At 68.9% G+C, this 14,919-nt stretch carries 6 protein-coding genes and 1 tRNA gene; 6 read left to right on the top strand and 1 reads right to left on the bottom strand.

Translation table 11 applies throughout. From position 1 onward, the window contains the following. The first annotated feature begins 228 nt into the window (after positions 1 to 228). From ACS5Q7_RS12715 to ACS5Q7_RS12690, 6 genes are all read left to right on the top strand, one after another. Positions 229 to 3,609, top strand: a complete 3,381-nt coding sequence (locus ACS5Q7_RS12715) for a maltotransferase domain-containing protein (protein WP_478339671.1) — start codon at positions 229 to 231, stop codon at positions 3,607 to 3,609. A gap of 97 nt (positions 3,610 to 3,706) precedes the next feature. After that, positions 3,707 to 6,979 carry a maltose alpha-D-glucosyltransferase gene (treS, locus tag ACS5Q7_RS12710; RefSeq protein WP_478339670.1) on the top strand — a complete coding sequence of 1,091 codons (3,273 nt, stop codon included), beginning with the start codon at positions 3,707 to 3,709 and terminating at the stop codon, positions 6,977 to 6,979. After that, positions 6,976 to 9,252, top strand: a complete 2,277-nt coding sequence (gene glgB / locus ACS5Q7_RS12705; protein ID WP_478339669.1) for a 1,4-alpha-glucan branching protein GlgB — start codon at positions 6,976 to 6,978, stop codon at positions 9,250 to 9,252. The genes treS and glgB overlap by 4 nt, the downstream gene beginning before the upstream one ends. Positions 9,253 to 9,396: 144 nt before the next feature. After that, the gene (gene glgX / locus ACS5Q7_RS12700) at positions 9,397 to 11,664 is read left to right on the top strand and encodes a glycogen debranching protein GlgX (protein WP_478339668.1); all 2,268 of its coding nucleotides are present in this window, start codon (positions 9,397 to 9,399) and stop codon (positions 11,662 to 11,664) included. Between the two features lie 151 nt (positions 11,665 to 11,815). Then, positions 11,816 to 11,905, top strand: a tRNA-Ser gene (locus tag ACS5Q7_RS12695). Positions 11,906 to 12,228: 323 nt separating this feature from the next. Next, complete coding sequence (locus ACS5Q7_RS12690) at positions 12,229 to 13,923, top strand: methyl-accepting chemotaxis protein (RefSeq protein WP_478339667.1); 1,695 nt, start codon at positions 12,229 to 12,231, stop codon at positions 13,921 to 13,923. 38 nt (positions 13,924 to 13,961) lie between these two features. Here ACS5Q7_RS12690 and ACS5Q7_RS12685 read toward each other — a convergent pair whose 3' ends face one another. Continuing rightward, complete coding sequence (locus ACS5Q7_RS12685) at positions 13,962 to 14,891, bottom strand: HEPN domain-containing protein (RefSeq protein WP_478339666.1); 930 nt, start codon at positions 14,889 to 14,891, stop codon at positions 13,962 to 13,964. Between the last annotated feature and the right edge of the window lie 28 nt (positions 14,892 to 14,919).

The raw sequence follows: 14,919 nt of genomic DNA, 5'->3' as shown, positions 1-14,919 counted from the left end.
GTGAGGGGGCTGCCCGCAGCGTTTCGATCGGCGAGCCCCCTCACCATCGCCCTTTGGGCTCGCCTCGCCCCCTGCGAGGGGGGCTCGGCTCTCTCCCCGCCAGCGGGGAGAGGGGGGTGCTGAATGACCCGAGACCGTCACAGGTCTCGGGCTAGGGCAGGGCACGCGGGAATGGCGGCACGGCAGGCCGCCTCACGCGTTAGCGAGCAAGCAGGAGAGACGATCCGCATGAACGCACCGACCAAGGCCGCCGCGCCCGCACAGGCGACGGGAACCCCCGGCACGCTGCCGGCCTCCCTGGCGCCCCGGGCCGAGGGGCCGCGGATCTACAACCTGTTCCCGCTGCTCGTGGGGCGCGTTTCGGCCTGGACCGCCGAGCTGCCGCGCATCGCCGATCTCGGCTTCGACTGGATCTACCTGAACCCGTTCCACCAGACCGGCGGCTCGAAGAGCCTCTACGCGGTGGCCGACACGGACAGCCTCGACGACCGCCTGCGCGATCAGGACGGGACCCCCGACGACGAGCAGATCCGCCGGTTCTGCGCCGCCGCCCGCGCGGCCGGCATCTCGGTGATGACCGACCTCGTCATCAACCACACCGCCGACAACGCCCGCCTCGTCCACGAGCGGCCCGACCTGTTCATGCGCGAGCCCGACGGGTCGATCATGCACCCGGCCGCCGTCGATCCCGACGACCCGTCGATCCGCACCGTCTGGGGCGACCTCGCCGAACTCGACTACCACAGCCCGGCTGCCCGGCAGGCGCTGACGGAGATCTTCGCCGGCTACGTCGCGCGGATGCAGGATCTCGGCGTCGGCGGCTTCCGCTGCGATGCCGCCTACAAGGTCCCGCCGGAGGTGTGGCGCGTGCTGATCGCCGCCGCCAAGGAGAAGGACCCCGCCTGCCTCTTCGCTGCCGAGACCCTGGGCTGCACCTTCGAGGAGGCGCGGGCCACGGCGGGCGCCGGCTTCGACTACCTGTTCAACTCCTTCGCGTGGTGGGACCTCAAGAAGCCCTGGGCGCTGGAGCAATACGAGCGCCTGCGGGTGCTCGCCCCCTCCATCGCCTTCCCCGAGAACCACGACATGCCCCGCCTCGCCGCCGGGATCGGCGGGGGCAAGGAGGCGGTCGCCGCGCAGTTGCGCACCCGCTACGCGCTCGCCGCCTTCTTCTCGGCCGGCGTGCTGATGCCGATCGGCTACGAATGGGGCTACCGCCGGTCGCTCCATGTGGTCGACAGCCACCCGGGCGACCGGGAGCACGACACCGGCATCGACATCTCGGACGCGATCCGCGCCATCAACGCCCTCAAGGCCGAATTGCCCGCCGCCAATGTCGAGGGCGCGCAGATGCGCCTCTCGGCGCCGGATGCGGGCTTCGTCGCCCTCGTCCGCTACGACACCGGCCACCACGCCTCGGCGGGCCACGCGGTGCTGGTGCTCTACAACCCGACCGAGGCCCCGGTGCCGGTGGAGGCCGGGCCGCTCATCGCCCGCACCGGCGGGATGCTCGGCCCCTTCGTGGACCGCACGCCGGGCGTCGAGCCCATCGCCTTCCACGGCGGCAGCCATGTCGACCTCGCGCCGGGGGAACTGCGCATCCTCGCCGCGAGCCGCGCCGGCGTCGCCCGCCAGCCCTCGCGGGGCGAGCCCGAGGGCGAGGGCCGGGTGGTCATCGAGGCGGTGACGCCGGAACTCGACGGGGGCCGCTCGGCGGTGAAGCGCATCGTCGGCGAGGACCTGCGCGTCGAGGCCGACATCTTCTCCGACGGCCACGAGATCATCGCCGCCGCGATCCTGTCGCGGGTCGTCGGCACGACGGAATGGCGAGAGGACCCGATGGTCTTCGTGGACAACGACCGCTGGGCGGGCCGCTTCCCCCTGGAGCGCAACGCCCGCTACGAGTTCACCATCGACGCGTGGCGCGACCCCTTCGCCTCGTGGATGCGCGACACGATCAAGAAGCGCGACGCGGGCGTCGACGTGCGGCTCGAAACCATCGAGGGCGTGACCCTGGTGGAGAACGCCGCCTCGCACGCCACCGGCCGTGACAAGGACCGTTTGGCGGCCCTGGTCGCGGCGCTCGCCGCCGAGCCGAGCGGGTCCGCCGCCCAACTGGAAAAGATCCTCCAGCCGGATTCCGTCGCCCTGGTGCGGCCCCATGCCGAGCGGGTGAACCGCTCGCGCTACCCGGTGACGATCCCGGTGATCGCCGACCGCCTCGCGGCCCGGTTCTCGGCCTGGTACGAGATCTTCCCCCGCTCGCAATCCATGGACGTGAACCGCCACGGCACGTTCGACGACGTGATCGCGCGGCTGCCGGAGATCCGCGAACTCGGCTTCGACGTGCTCTATTTCACGCCGATCCACCCGGTCGGGCGCACCAACCGCAAGGGCAAGAACAACACCCTGAAGGCGCTGCCCGGCGATGTCGGCTCGGTCTACGCGGTGGGCGCGGAGGAGGGCGGCCACGAAGCCGTCCACCCGGATCTCGGCACCCTCGAAGACTTCGAGCGGCTGGTGGCGGCGAGCCACGCCTACGGCATGGAGATCGCCCTCGATTTCGCGATCCAGTGCTCGCCCGACCATCCCTGGATCAAGAACCACCCGGAATGGTTCGAGTGGCGCCCGGACGGGACGCTGAAATTCGCCGAGAACCCGCCGAAGAAATACGAGGACATCTCGAACGTCCATTTCTACGGCGGGGCCATGCCCTCCCTCTGGATCGAGCTGCGCGACATCCTGCTCGGCTGGTGCCAGCGCGGGGTGCGGATCTTCCGCGTAGACAACCCGCACACCAAGCCGATTCCCTTCTGGGAATGGGTGATCGGCGAGGTCAACGGTGCCTTCCCGGACGCGATCTTCCTCGCGGAGGCCTTCACCCGGCCGAAGATGATGAAGAAGCTCGCCAAGGCCGGCTACCAGCAGAGCTACACCTACTTCACGTGGCGCAACACCAAGGCCGAGCTGATCGAGTACAGCACGGAACTGGCCGGCGAGATGGGCGAGTACTACCGCCCGAATTTCTTCGCGAATACGCCCGATATCAATCCGTACTACCTGCAAACCAGCGGCCGGGCCGGCTTCGTGGTGCGGGCGACGCTCGCCGCGACGCTCTCCTCCGTCTACGGGATCTACAACGGCTTCGAACTGTGCGAGGCCGCGCCCTATCCCGGCAAGGAAGAGTATCTGAACTCGGAGAAGTACGAGCTGAAGGCCTGGGATTACGACCGGCCGGGCAACATCCGGGAGCACATCGTCAAGCTCAACCAGATCCGGCGCGACAATCCGGCCCTCTGGGATTTCCGCAACGTCACCTTCACGCCGGCCTGGAACGACAACATCATCGCCTACGCCAAGACGACGCCGGAGGGCGACAATTGCGTGTTCGTGATGGTCAACCTCGATCCCAAGAACCGCCAGGAATGCACCTACGAGGTGCCCCTCTGGCTCTTCGGCCTGCCCGACGACGGGGCGGTGGAGGTCGAGGACCTGCTGCAGGGCTACACGTTCTCGCTCCGCGGCAAGGGCCACCGGATCGCCCTCGATCCGGCGGAACGCTCCTGCGTGATCTGGCGTCTCACCCCACCACGCCGGGTTGCAGGCTGAGGCCGCCCGTGGCACCTGCGGCGGTCTACGAAGGCCGCCCGGCCGCCGGCCGACTCCTGGCCGGCTCCTTCGACTTCATCGATGAGGCAGCGACGCGATGATCGATCGCAGCGATCCGCAATGGTACCGGGACGCCATCATCTACCAGATCCACGTCAAGTCGTTCTTCGACTCGAACAATGACGGGATCGGGGATTTCGAGGGGCTGACCCAGCGCCTCGACTACGTCCGCGACCTCGGCGTCACGGCGATCTGGCTGATGCCGTTCTACCCCTCGCCGCTCCGCGACGACGGCTACGACATCGCCGATTACGAGGGCATCAACCCGTCCTACGGGACGATGGAGCAGTTCCGCGCCTTCGTGGAGGCCGCCCACGAGCGCGGCCTGCGCGTGATCACCGAATTGGTCATCAACCACACCTCGGACCAGCATCCCTGGTTTCAGGCCGCCCGCGAGGCGCCGGCCGGTTCGCCGGAGCGGGACTTCTACGTCTGGTCGGACACCGACGAGCCGTACAAGGACACGCGGATCATCTTCCTCGACACCGAGGCCTCGAACTGGACCTGGGATCCGGTCGCCAAGCAGTATTTCTGGCACCGCTTCTACAGCCACCAGCCCGACCTGAACTTCGACAACCCGAAGGTGCTCGAAGCGGTCATCGCGACGATGCGCTACTGGCTCGACATGGGCGTCGACGGCCTGCGGCTCGACGCGATCCCCTACCTGATCGAGCGCGACGGCACGAACTGCGAGAACCTGAAAGAGACCCACGACGTCATCAAGAAGATCCGCGCGGCCCTCGACGAGAGCTATCCCGACCGGATGCTGCTGGCCGAGGCCAACCAGTGGCCGGAGGAGACCGCGCAGTATTTCGGCGACGGCGACGAATGCCACATGGCGTTCCACTTCCCGCTGATGCCGCGCATGTACATGGCGATCGCCCGCGAGGACCGGCACCCGATCACCGACATCATGCGCCAGACCCCGGAGATCCCGGAAGGGTGCCAATGGGCGATTTTTTTGCGGAATCACGACGAGCTGACCTTGGAAATGGTCACCGCCGAGGAGCGTGACTACCTCTGGTCGTTCTACGCCGCCGAGCGCCGGGCCCGGATCAACCTCGGCATCCGCCGCCGCCTCGCGCCGCTCCTCGAGAACGACCGGCGCAAGATCGAATTGATGAAGTCCCTCGTCCTGTCGATGCCCGGCACGCCGGTGCTCTACTACGGCGACGAGATAGGCATGGGCGACAACATCTATCTCGGCGACCGAGACGGCGTGCGCACGCCGATGCAGTGGACGCCCGACCGCAACGGCGGCTTCTCCCGCGCCAACCCGCAGCGGCTGTTCCTGCCCGCGATCCAGGACCCGATCTACGGCTTCGACGCGATCAACGTCGAGGCGCAGACCCAGGCGCAGACCAGCCTCCTGAACTGGACGCGGCGGATGATCGCCATCCGCAACAACAGCGTCGCCCTGGGGCGGGGCTCGATCCAGTTCCTCTACCCCTCGAACCGCAAGGTGCTCGCCTGGATCCGCGAGCACGAGGGCGAGCGCATCCTGTGCGTGGCGAACCTGTCGCGGGCGCCGCAGGCGGTGCAGCTCGACCTCTCCGAGTTCCGCACGGCGGTGCCGATCGAGCTGACCGGCGGCACCGAGTTCCCGGCCATCGGCGAGCTGCCCTACCTCCTCACCCTGCCGGCCTACGGCTTCTACTGGTTCTCCCTGTCGGCGGCCCAATCGGGCGTGGTCGGCCCGCAGCAGGAGCCGCCGGAGCTGTTCACGCTGGTCCTCACCGGGGGCATCGAGAGCCTGATGGCGGGGCGCGAGCGCGTCGCCTTCGAGCGCACCGTGGTGCCGCCCTTCCTGATGAGCCGCCGCTGGTTCGGGGCCAAGGGCTCGCGGATCAAGGGCGTGAAGGTGGTCGATTGCGCGGCCTTCGGCCCCCGCGAGGGCGGCGAGCCGCGCTACCTGCTGCCGCGCCTGGCCGTCTCGCTCTCCAACGGCGAGACCCACGAGTACTTCGTGCCGGTGGGCGTCGATGAGGGCCGCGAGGACGCGGACCTGATGGAATTCGCCGTGGCGCGGGTACGGCGCGGGCCGCGCACCGGCCTGCTCTTCGGGGCTGCGGGCTCCAACGACTTCGCCGCTTGCCTCATCGAGGACATGCGCCGGCACCGGGAGATCCCGACCGAGCGCGGCAAGCTCGTCTTCGCCACCACTTCGGCCTTCGATCCGGGCGTGAGCGTGGACGTCGCCGACATCCGCCGCCTCAAGGCCGAGCAGAGCAACACCTCGATCGCGGTGGGCTCGAAGCTGATGCTCAAGCTCCTGCGCCGGCTCCAGCCGGGCACCCATCCCGAGATCGAGGTCGGGCGCTTCCTCACCGAGGTGGCGGGCTTCCCCCACACCCCGGCGCTGCTCGGCACCCTGGAGCACGTCGCCGAGGACGGCACCCGCACCGCGCTCGCCGTGCTGCAGAAGTTCGTCCTCAACCAGGGCGACGCGTGGACCCTGATGCTGGAGGGCCTGCGCCGGGACTTCGAGACCGTGGTGCTCGCCCCCGAGAGCGAGGCCCTGAGCCCGGAGGAGGCGTTCCGCGACCACATGCGCTGGGCCGATCTCCTCGGCCAGCGCACGGCGCAGATGCACGCCGCCTTCGCCATCGAGACCGACGACCCGGCCTTCGCGGCGGAAGCCTTCGAGGAAGACGACCTCGCTATCCTCGCCAGGGACGCCCGCCATCAGGCCGAGCGCGCTTTCCGGGGCCTGAAGGGCCTCGCGGAGCGCGGCCTCGATGCCGGCAAGGACGCCTGCGCCGACCTCCTCGGCCGACGGGCCGAGGTCGAGGCGCTGATCGAGCGCCTGACCCAGGGCTCGCTGCGGGGTGCGCACAAGATCCGCATCCACGGCGACTATCATCTCGGTCAGGTGCTGGTCGCCGAGAACGACCTCATCATCGTCGACTTCGAGGGCGAGCCCTCGCGGCCGGCGGACGAGCGGCGGGCGAAGTCGATGCCGCTGCGCGACGTCGCCGGGATGATGCGCTCCTTCGCCTACGGCGCCGAGACGGTGATCCGCGAGATCGCGAGCCGCTTCGCGGATTCGCAGGAGCGCGCCCGCGCGGCGGCCACGGCGTGGCGTGGCATGATCGATGCGGCGTTCCTCGCGGGCTACCAGGGCGCCGTGGACGGCACCCGGGCCGCCGTGACCGACGAGCCCACCCGTGACCGCCTCCTGCGGCTCTGCCTCCTCACGAAGGCGCTGTACGAGGTCGACTACGAGGCCAACAACCGCCCGGACTGGATCGAAATTCCCGCACGTGGGGTTCTGTCCATTCTGGACGAGGACGGAGAGCGTTCCGAATGACGGTGACCGACGAGACCTTCGCGCCGCGGGCCGGGGAGGGAGTTTCCGGCTCCGGCGGAGGCTCCGAGCGCGCCGCGTCGCAGACGATCCCGAGTGTTCACCCGGACGCGATCGCCGCGATCATGGGCGCGAGCCACGGCGATCCCTTCTCCGTGCTCGGGCCGCACAAGGTCGGTCCGAACCACTGGGAGGTGCGCGCCGTGCTGCCGGAGGCCCGCGCCGCGAGCCTGATCCTCGGCGAGCGCACGGTGCCCTTCGAGAAGCGCCACAATGACGGCTTCTTCGTCGCCCGCGTCGAGGGCGAGGGGCGGCCCCTCTACGAGATCGAGATCGAGGCCTGGGACGGTCGGACGAGCCGCCGCTTCGACCCCTACGGGTTCGGCTCGTCCATCGAGCAATACGACGTCGCCGGCCTGCGGGAGGTCGGCACCAACCTCGTCTACCGCATCCTCGGCGCCCAGGCCGGGCGCCTCGACGGGATCGACGGGTTCCGCTTCGCCGTCTGGGCGCCGAACGCCAAGAAGGTCAGCGTCGTCGGCGACTTCAACGAGTGGGACGGCCGCCGCCACCCGATGCGCCTCTGGCAGGATGGCGGGGTGTGGGAGCTGTTCGTCCCCGGCCTCCAGCCCGGCGGGCGCTACAAGTTCGAGATCCGGGGGCCGGACGGTGCCCTGGTGCCGCTCAAGGCCGACCCGGTCGCCTTCGCCGCCGAGCATCCGCCGGCCACCGGCTCGATTCTGCACGGCCTCGGGGCCTTCGACTGGCGGGACGACGGCTGGATGGGCAGCCGCGGCGCCAAGGACCCGCGCCACGCCGCGATCTCGATCTACGAGGTCCATCTCGGTTCGTGGATGCGGGTGCCGGAGGAGGGCAACCGCTACCTCACCTACAAGGAACTGGGCGAGCGCCTCATCCCCTACGTCAAGGAGATGGGCTTCACCCATATCGAGATGCTGCCGATCACCGAGTTCCCGTTCGACGGGTCCTGGGGCTACCAGCCGGTGTCGCTGTTCGCACCGACCAGCCGCTTCGGCACGCCGGACGAGTTCTCGGCCTTCGTGGATGCCGCCCACGAGGCCGGCATCGGCGTGATGCTCGATTGGGTGCCCGGCCACTTCCCGCTGGACGCTCACGGGCTCGGCCAGTTCGACGGCACGCATCTCTACGAGCATGCCGACCCACGCCAGGGCTTCCACCAGGATTGGGGCACCTACATCTACAATTTCGGGCGGACCGAGGTCGCGACCTTCCTCACCGCCAACGCGCGGTTCTGGCTGGAGCATTACCACCTCGACGGCCTGCGCGTGGATGCCGTCGCCTCGATGCTCTACCTCGACTACTCGCGCCGCCAGGGCGAGTGGATCCCGAACCGCTACGGCGGCAACGAGAATCTCGAGGCCATCGACTTCCTGCGCAAGACCAACGAGGCGACCTACAGCCACGCCCCGGGCACGATCACGGTGGCCGAGGAATCGACCTCCTGGCCGGGCGTCTCGCACCCGACCTACACGGGCGGCCTCGGCTTCGGCTTCAAGTGGAACATGGGCTGGATGCACGACACCCTGCACTACATGCAGGAAGACCCGATTCATCGCCGTTACCACCACCACAACCTGACCTTCGGGCTGCTCTACGCCTTCTCCGAGAACTTCATCCTGCCCCTGTCCCACGACGAGGTGGTGCACGGGAAGGGCTCGCTCCTGTCCCGGATGCCGGGCGACCGCTGGCAGAAGTTCGCCAACCTGCGGGCCTATTTCGGCTTCATGTGGGGGCACCCCGGCAAGAAGCTGCTCTTCATGGGCGGCGAGTTCGGCCAGGAGCGGGAGTGGAACCACGATGCCAGCCTCGACTGGCACCTGCTCGACGACCCCCTGCACAAGGGCGTCAAGGACGTGGTGCGCGACCTCAACCGCCTCTACCTCGCGTCGCCGGCCCTCCACAGCCGCGATTCCGAGCAGGCCGGCTTCCAGTGGCTCGTCGCCGACGACCAGGACAACAGCGTCATCGCCTGGGCGCGCAAGGGCGCGGGCGGCGAGATCGCCATCGTGGTCTCGAACTTCACGCCGGTCCCGCGCGAGGGCTACCGCATCGGCGTGCCGGCGGGGGGCCATTACCGCGAGGCGTTCAACTCGGACGCCGCGCAATATGGCGGCGCGAACCTGGGCAATGGCGGCGGCTGCACGGCGGAGGCGCAGGCCAGCCACGGCCAGGCGCACTCGCTCAGCCTGACGATCCCGCCGCTGGCGACGGTGATCTTCCTGCGGGAGGGCTGAGCTCCGCCTGCGCGATCCGGCCACGCCCCGGCGAGGGGGCGTGGCGGGCTCCAAAAATTCCCGTTCGGGCGGGAGCTTCGCCGTGCCCGGCACGTTCCCGGAATGCCCCCGCCGCGACGTGGCGGGCGGAGCGCCGGAGACCCCATGTCCGATTCCCCCCGTTCGACGTTCCAGGCCCGTGCGGCCCGCTCGCGCATCCTGGAGGGTCTGCCCTATCCGCTCGGCGCCACCTGGGACGGGCTGGGTGTGAACTTCGCCCTGTTCTCGGCGCACGCCACCAAGGTCGAGCTGTGCCTGTTCGATGACCAGGGCGAGCGCGAGATCGAGCGGATCGACCTGCCCGAGTACACGGACGAGATCTGGCACGGCTACCTGCCCGATGCCCGGCCCGGCACGATCTACGGTTTCCGCGTCCACGGCCCCTACGAGCCCACCGCCGGGCACCGCTTCAACCCGAACAAGCTGCTCATCGACCCCTACGCCAAGGGCCTCGTCGGCTCCATCACGTGGAACCCGGCCCTGTTCGGCTACAAGATGGAATCGGGCGACGACACCACCTTCGATGAGCGCGATTCCGCCCCGTTCACCCGGCGCTCGCGGGTGATCGACCCCGCCTTCACCTGGGGCCGCCACCAGAAGCCCAACGTGCCCTGGGAGCGGACCATCTTCTACGAGGCCCATGTGAAGGGCCTGACCAAGCTCCACCCGAAGGTCCCGGAAAAGCTGCGCGGCACCTATGCCGGCCTCGGCACGCCGGAGGTGCTCGATTACATCAAGAGCCTCGGCGTCACCTCGGTCGAATTGCTGCCGGTTCACTCCTTCGTGCAGGACGATTACCTGCAGGAAAAGAACCTCGTGAACTATTGGGGCTACAACACCATCTCGTTCTTCACCCCTGCCCGGCGCTACGCGGCGGTGCCGGACTTCGCCTTCTCCGAGTTCAAGGAGATGGTCTCCCGCCTGCACGGGGCGGGCCTCGAGGTGATCCTCGACGTGGTCTACAACCACACGGCGGAGGGCAACGAGAAGGGGCCGACCCTCTCGTTCAAGGGCATCGACAACGCCTCGTACTACCGGCTGCTGCCGAACGAGAAGCGCTACTACATCAACGACACCGGCACCGGGAACACGTTCAACCTCTCGCATCCGCGGGTGCTGCAGCTCGTCACCGATTCGCTGCGCTACTGGGCGACGGAGATGCGCGTCGACGGCTTCCGCTTCGACCTCGCCACGATCCTCGGCCGCGAGCCCTACGGCTTCGACGAGGGCGGCGGCTTCCTCGACACCTGCCGGCAGGATCCGGTGCTGAACTCGGTGAAGCTCATCGCCGAGCCGTGGGATTGCGGGCCGGGCGGCTATCAGGTCGGCGGCTTCCCGCCGGGCTGGGCCGAGTGGAACGACCGTTTTCGCGATGACGTCCGCGCCTACTGGAAGGGCGACGGCGGCCTCCTGCCGGATGTCGCCGCCCGCATCAGCGGCTCGGCGGACAAGTTCGACAAGCGCGGGCGCAAGCCCTGGGCGAGCGTCAACTTCCTCACCGCGCATGACGGCTTCACCCTGCACGACACCGTCGCCTACAACGACAAGCACAATGAGGCGAATGGCGAGAACAACCGGGACGGGCACTCGCACAACCTGTCCTACAATTACGGCGTCGAGGGTCCGACCGACGATCCGGGCATCCGCGCGGTGCGGCTGCGCCAGATGCGCAACATGCTGGCGACGCTGTTCCTCTCGCGCGGCACGCCGATGCTGCTCGCCGGCGACGAGTTCGCCCGCACCCAGAAGGGCAACAACAACGCCTATTGCCAGGACAACGAGATCTCCTGGCTGGATTGGGGCGCCATCGGTGCGGAGGAGCGCGACCTCGCGGAGTTCACGCAGCGGCTGGTCATCCTGCGCAACGCCCTGCCGATCCTCAACCGCGGCCGGTTCCTCACCGGGCGCTACGACGAGGAATTCGGTGTCCAGGACGTGACGTGGCTCCGCCCCGACGGGAGCGAGATGGCCGCACAGAACTGGAGCGACGGAGAAGCCCGCGCCTTCGCCGTCCGCCTCGACGGCCGCGCCCAGGCGACGGGCCTGCACCGGAAGGGCGGCGACGCGACGCTGCTCCTCCTGTTCAACGCCTACCACGACCTCGTGACGTTCCACCTGCCGGAGACGGTGGGGGGCGAGGCCTGGACGCGGCTCCTCGACACGAACCTGCCCGATAGCCAGGACGCGGAAAGCTTCGGCTTCGCGCAGCCCTACGAGGTGACGGGCCGGTCGATGCTGATGTTCGTGCTGAAGCCCGAGGACACGCCCGGCGACGCGCCGACCGAAATGGAGCGCTCGTACCAGCACGTGATGCAGGCCTTCGAGCGCGCCAATGTCGAACAGGTGCGCTTCCACCTCGACGAGAACGAGTGACGCCGGGCGGGGCGCCGATACAGGGCAGGGGCGGGGGCTTGCGAAAATCCTCCCGCCCCGCCTTGCGTGAAGGCCCCCGCGCAGGATACAGGACGCCCTCCGCGCGGCCCGATCCGCGCCCGGCCCCACGCCGGGCGCCGGCCGCCGGTCCGGAGGGGTGGCCGAGTGGTTGAAGGCGCACGCCTGGAAAGTGTGTATACGGGAAACCGTATCGCGGGTTCGAATCCCGCTCCCTCCGCCAGATCCCGTTGATACGGGCAAAAGTCAGCCAGGGCCTGGGCCGACAGAACGGCACGGCCATCATCTCCGGCAGATCAGGTTTCTCCCCCCGCCCATCGCGACCGGGGTCGACATCCGCATGCGATGATCGGGCAAGCCGGTGACGTAGCGATCAAGCAACCCGGACAATCCCGCCAAGTCACGATTCGCGGTCCCGAACCACAGGCAAATTTATACAACCAGAGAGCGAATTATTAAGCAGCCGACAATCAATTAACCTCAAGGTCGCGGGGCCCTCGCCAGGGACGCGGGGGACGATACGGCAGTCCCGGGTGGCCTTGATCGATGAGAGTCTTCAAAAACCTCAAGCTCGTCACGAAGCTTGCCATTCCCGCCGCTTTGCTGATGGCCGTCTGCGCCGGGATGGTCATCCTGGCGCGCGATAGCCTCGCCTCGCTCGATTCCAACACCCGGCAGATCGTCGATCATAACGCGCAGCGGGCCATCCTGGTCCTGCAACTCGCCGTCGCCGCGAACGAGGCGACGATCCGCGAGAAGAACCTCATCATCGGCGACGGGGCCGACGGGACGGTCCTGCGGGAGGAGCACGCGGCGCTGGAGCAGACCGCCGGCCGGGCGGCGGCCTCCCTCGTCCGGCTCTCCGAGACGCCCGACCTCCGCGCCATCAACACGCATCTGGCGGATCTGACGGCCCGCTTCTTCGCGACCTCGCGCGGCGCGGTCGATCTCGCCCTGCACGCCAAGGCCGAGGCGGCGGCCAAGCTGTCGAACGGCGAGGGACGCACCGCGCGCAAGGCCCTCGTGGAGGCGCTGAACGCCCGGGTGACCGCCAATGTCGCGGCGCTGGAGGCGGAGAAACACCGCGCGAGCGACGTCGCCGCCGCCGCCACGCGGAGCCTCACCGAGATCGCGGTGGTGGGCTTCCTCGCGGCCTTCGGGTTGCTCGGCGCCATCGCCGTCTACGGCATCACGCGCCCCCTCGGCAGCCTCGTCGCGGTGCTGCAGCGCATGGCGCAGGGGGACATCGACGCGCAGATCCCCGAGGCCCGGCGCGGCGACGAGATCGGCGCCGTCGGCAAGGCGGTCGAGGGCATCAAGGCGATGGTCGCCCGCAAGGCGCTGGAAGAGGCCGAGATGAAGCGCCTCGCCGACGAGGCCGCCGCCCTGGAGCGCAGGCGCACCATGATCGAGCTGGCGGACGGGTTCGAGGCGGCGGTCGGCGGCATCGTCGGCATGGTGGCCTCCTCGGCCACCGAGCTGCAGGCCACCGCCGGCGCCATGAGCGGCACGGCCACGGAGACCGCCACCCAGTCGAGCGCCGTCGCGGCGGCGGCCGGTCAGGCCGCGACGAACGTCCAGACGGTGGCGGCGGCGGCCGAGGAACTGAGCTCCTCCGTGCTGGAGATCGGCCGCCAGGTCGTCGGATCGGCCCATCTCGCGAGCCGGGCGGTCGGCGAGGCGGACCAGACCGTCGCCATCGTGCAGGAGTTGGACAAGGCCGCCGGCCGCGTCGGTGCCGTGGTCGACCTGATCTCGACCATCGCCGGCCAGACCAACCTCCTGGCCCTCAACGCCACCATCGAGGCGGCGCGGGCGGGGGAGGCCGGCAAGGGCTTCGCGGTCGTCGCATCGGAGGTGAAGGCCCTCGCCGAGCAGACGGCCAGGGCGACCCACGAGATCTCGGGCCAGATCGCGCAGATCCAATCCTCCACCGGCCAGGCGGCGTCGGCGATCGGGGCGATCACGGCGCGGATCCAGGAGATCAGCAGCGTGACGACCTCCATCGCCGCCGCCGTCGAGGAGCAGGGCGCCGCCACCCAGGAGATCGTGCGCAACGTCTCCGAGGCGGCGGTTGGCACGGGCGAGGTCACGAGCAACATCGCCGGCGTGGCCGGGGCCGCCGAGGAGACCGGCGCGGCGGCGAGCCAGGTGCTCGGCGCGGCCTCGGAACTCTCCCGTCAATCCGAACGGCTCTCGGCGGAGATGCAGCATTTCCTCGCGACCGTGCGCGCCGCCTGAGGGGCCGCCTGCAACGGCCACCCGATGGGGAGGGGGTCTCAGGGGCGCTTTGGCCTCTCGCCGAGGCGCTCCGCGCAGATTTCGGCGACGAGGCGGCTCAGCACCTCGACGCGCTCGATCAGCCACGACAACTCCTCGGTCGTGATCTCGTATCTGTAAGAGTACCGCGCCTTCACGTAGGCGTCGTGGAGCAGTTGGAAGCGGCGGCGGGCGATGCGCGTGTTGCGCGGCCATGCCTCCACGAGGCGATAATCGAGGTTTTCCGCCTTCTGCCGAAGCTCGCGAAGGGAATGGAGCTTCGGGCTATACAGCGTCAGGACCAGAAGGACGCAATGATAAGTGGTCTCGGCCCATTGATGCAGATGGAATGCGGCTTGGTTGAGTTCGTCGTGCCGCATTAAAACTTGAACGACTTCGAGCCTGGACGCGACATTCGGATACCAGACGTCGTAGTGGATCCACTCTTCCTCGCGCCGCACCTCGTCCGAGAGCGGCCCGATCTCGCTCAGCGGGTAGCCCGGCACCTCGTGGAGCACGATGCCTTCACGCGCGATGTCGGCGAAGAACGGCCGGCCCCGGGAGAGTTGGTCGTTCACATCCGCATAGCTGTGGACGATCAGGTTCGGCGACGGCCGGGCCCTGGTCACCCACAGGGCTTCCCGACCGAAGCGCTCGTTGAACCACTCCCACGCCTCGAAATCCCTGGTGAAATGCTCGTAGTTCACGATCACGAGCAGGTCGAAATCCGAGACGTAGCCGGTCCCGCGATCCTCGCGCCATGTGCCCCGGGCGAAGGAGCCGTACAGGATCACCTTGAGGATGCGCCCGCGCTTGGCCTTGTCGGAGAGCTTGCCCTTCTGCGCCTCCTCGAACTCCTCGAACAGCGCCGACACGGCGCGCACGAGGTGACGGCGGAAGCGCAGGGGGATGTGGGCGAGCGGTGCGGCGTCGAGCATCGGGACGGTCAAGCTTTCCACAGGGCTAGCCCTTTGGGAG

This window comes from Methylobacterium sp. Gmos3 (genome assembly GCF_056430985.1).
The sequence above is the reverse complement of the archived record's forward strand: the minus strand, read 5'-3'. Positions and strand labels throughout refer to the sequence as shown.

Coding starts and splice junctions, on each gene's coding strand:
- ACS5Q7_RS12715 (WP_478339671.1), top strand. CDS start 229: ATGAACGCACCGACCAAGGCCGCCGCGCCCGCACAGGCGACGGGAACC.
- treS (WP_478339670.1), top strand. CDS start 3,707: ATGATCGATCGCAGCGATCCGCAATGGTACCGGGACGCCATCATCTAC.
- glgB (WP_478339669.1), top strand. CDS start 6,976: ATGACGGTGACCGACGAGACCTTCGCGCCGCGGGCCGGGGAGGGAGTT.
- glgX (WP_478339668.1), top strand. CDS start 9,397: ATGTCCGATTCCCCCCGTTCGACGTTCCAGGCCCGTGCGGCCCGCTCG.
- ACS5Q7_RS12690 (WP_478339667.1), top strand. CDS start 12,229: ATGAGAGTCTTCAAAAACCTCAAGCTCGTCACGAAGCTTGCCATTCCC.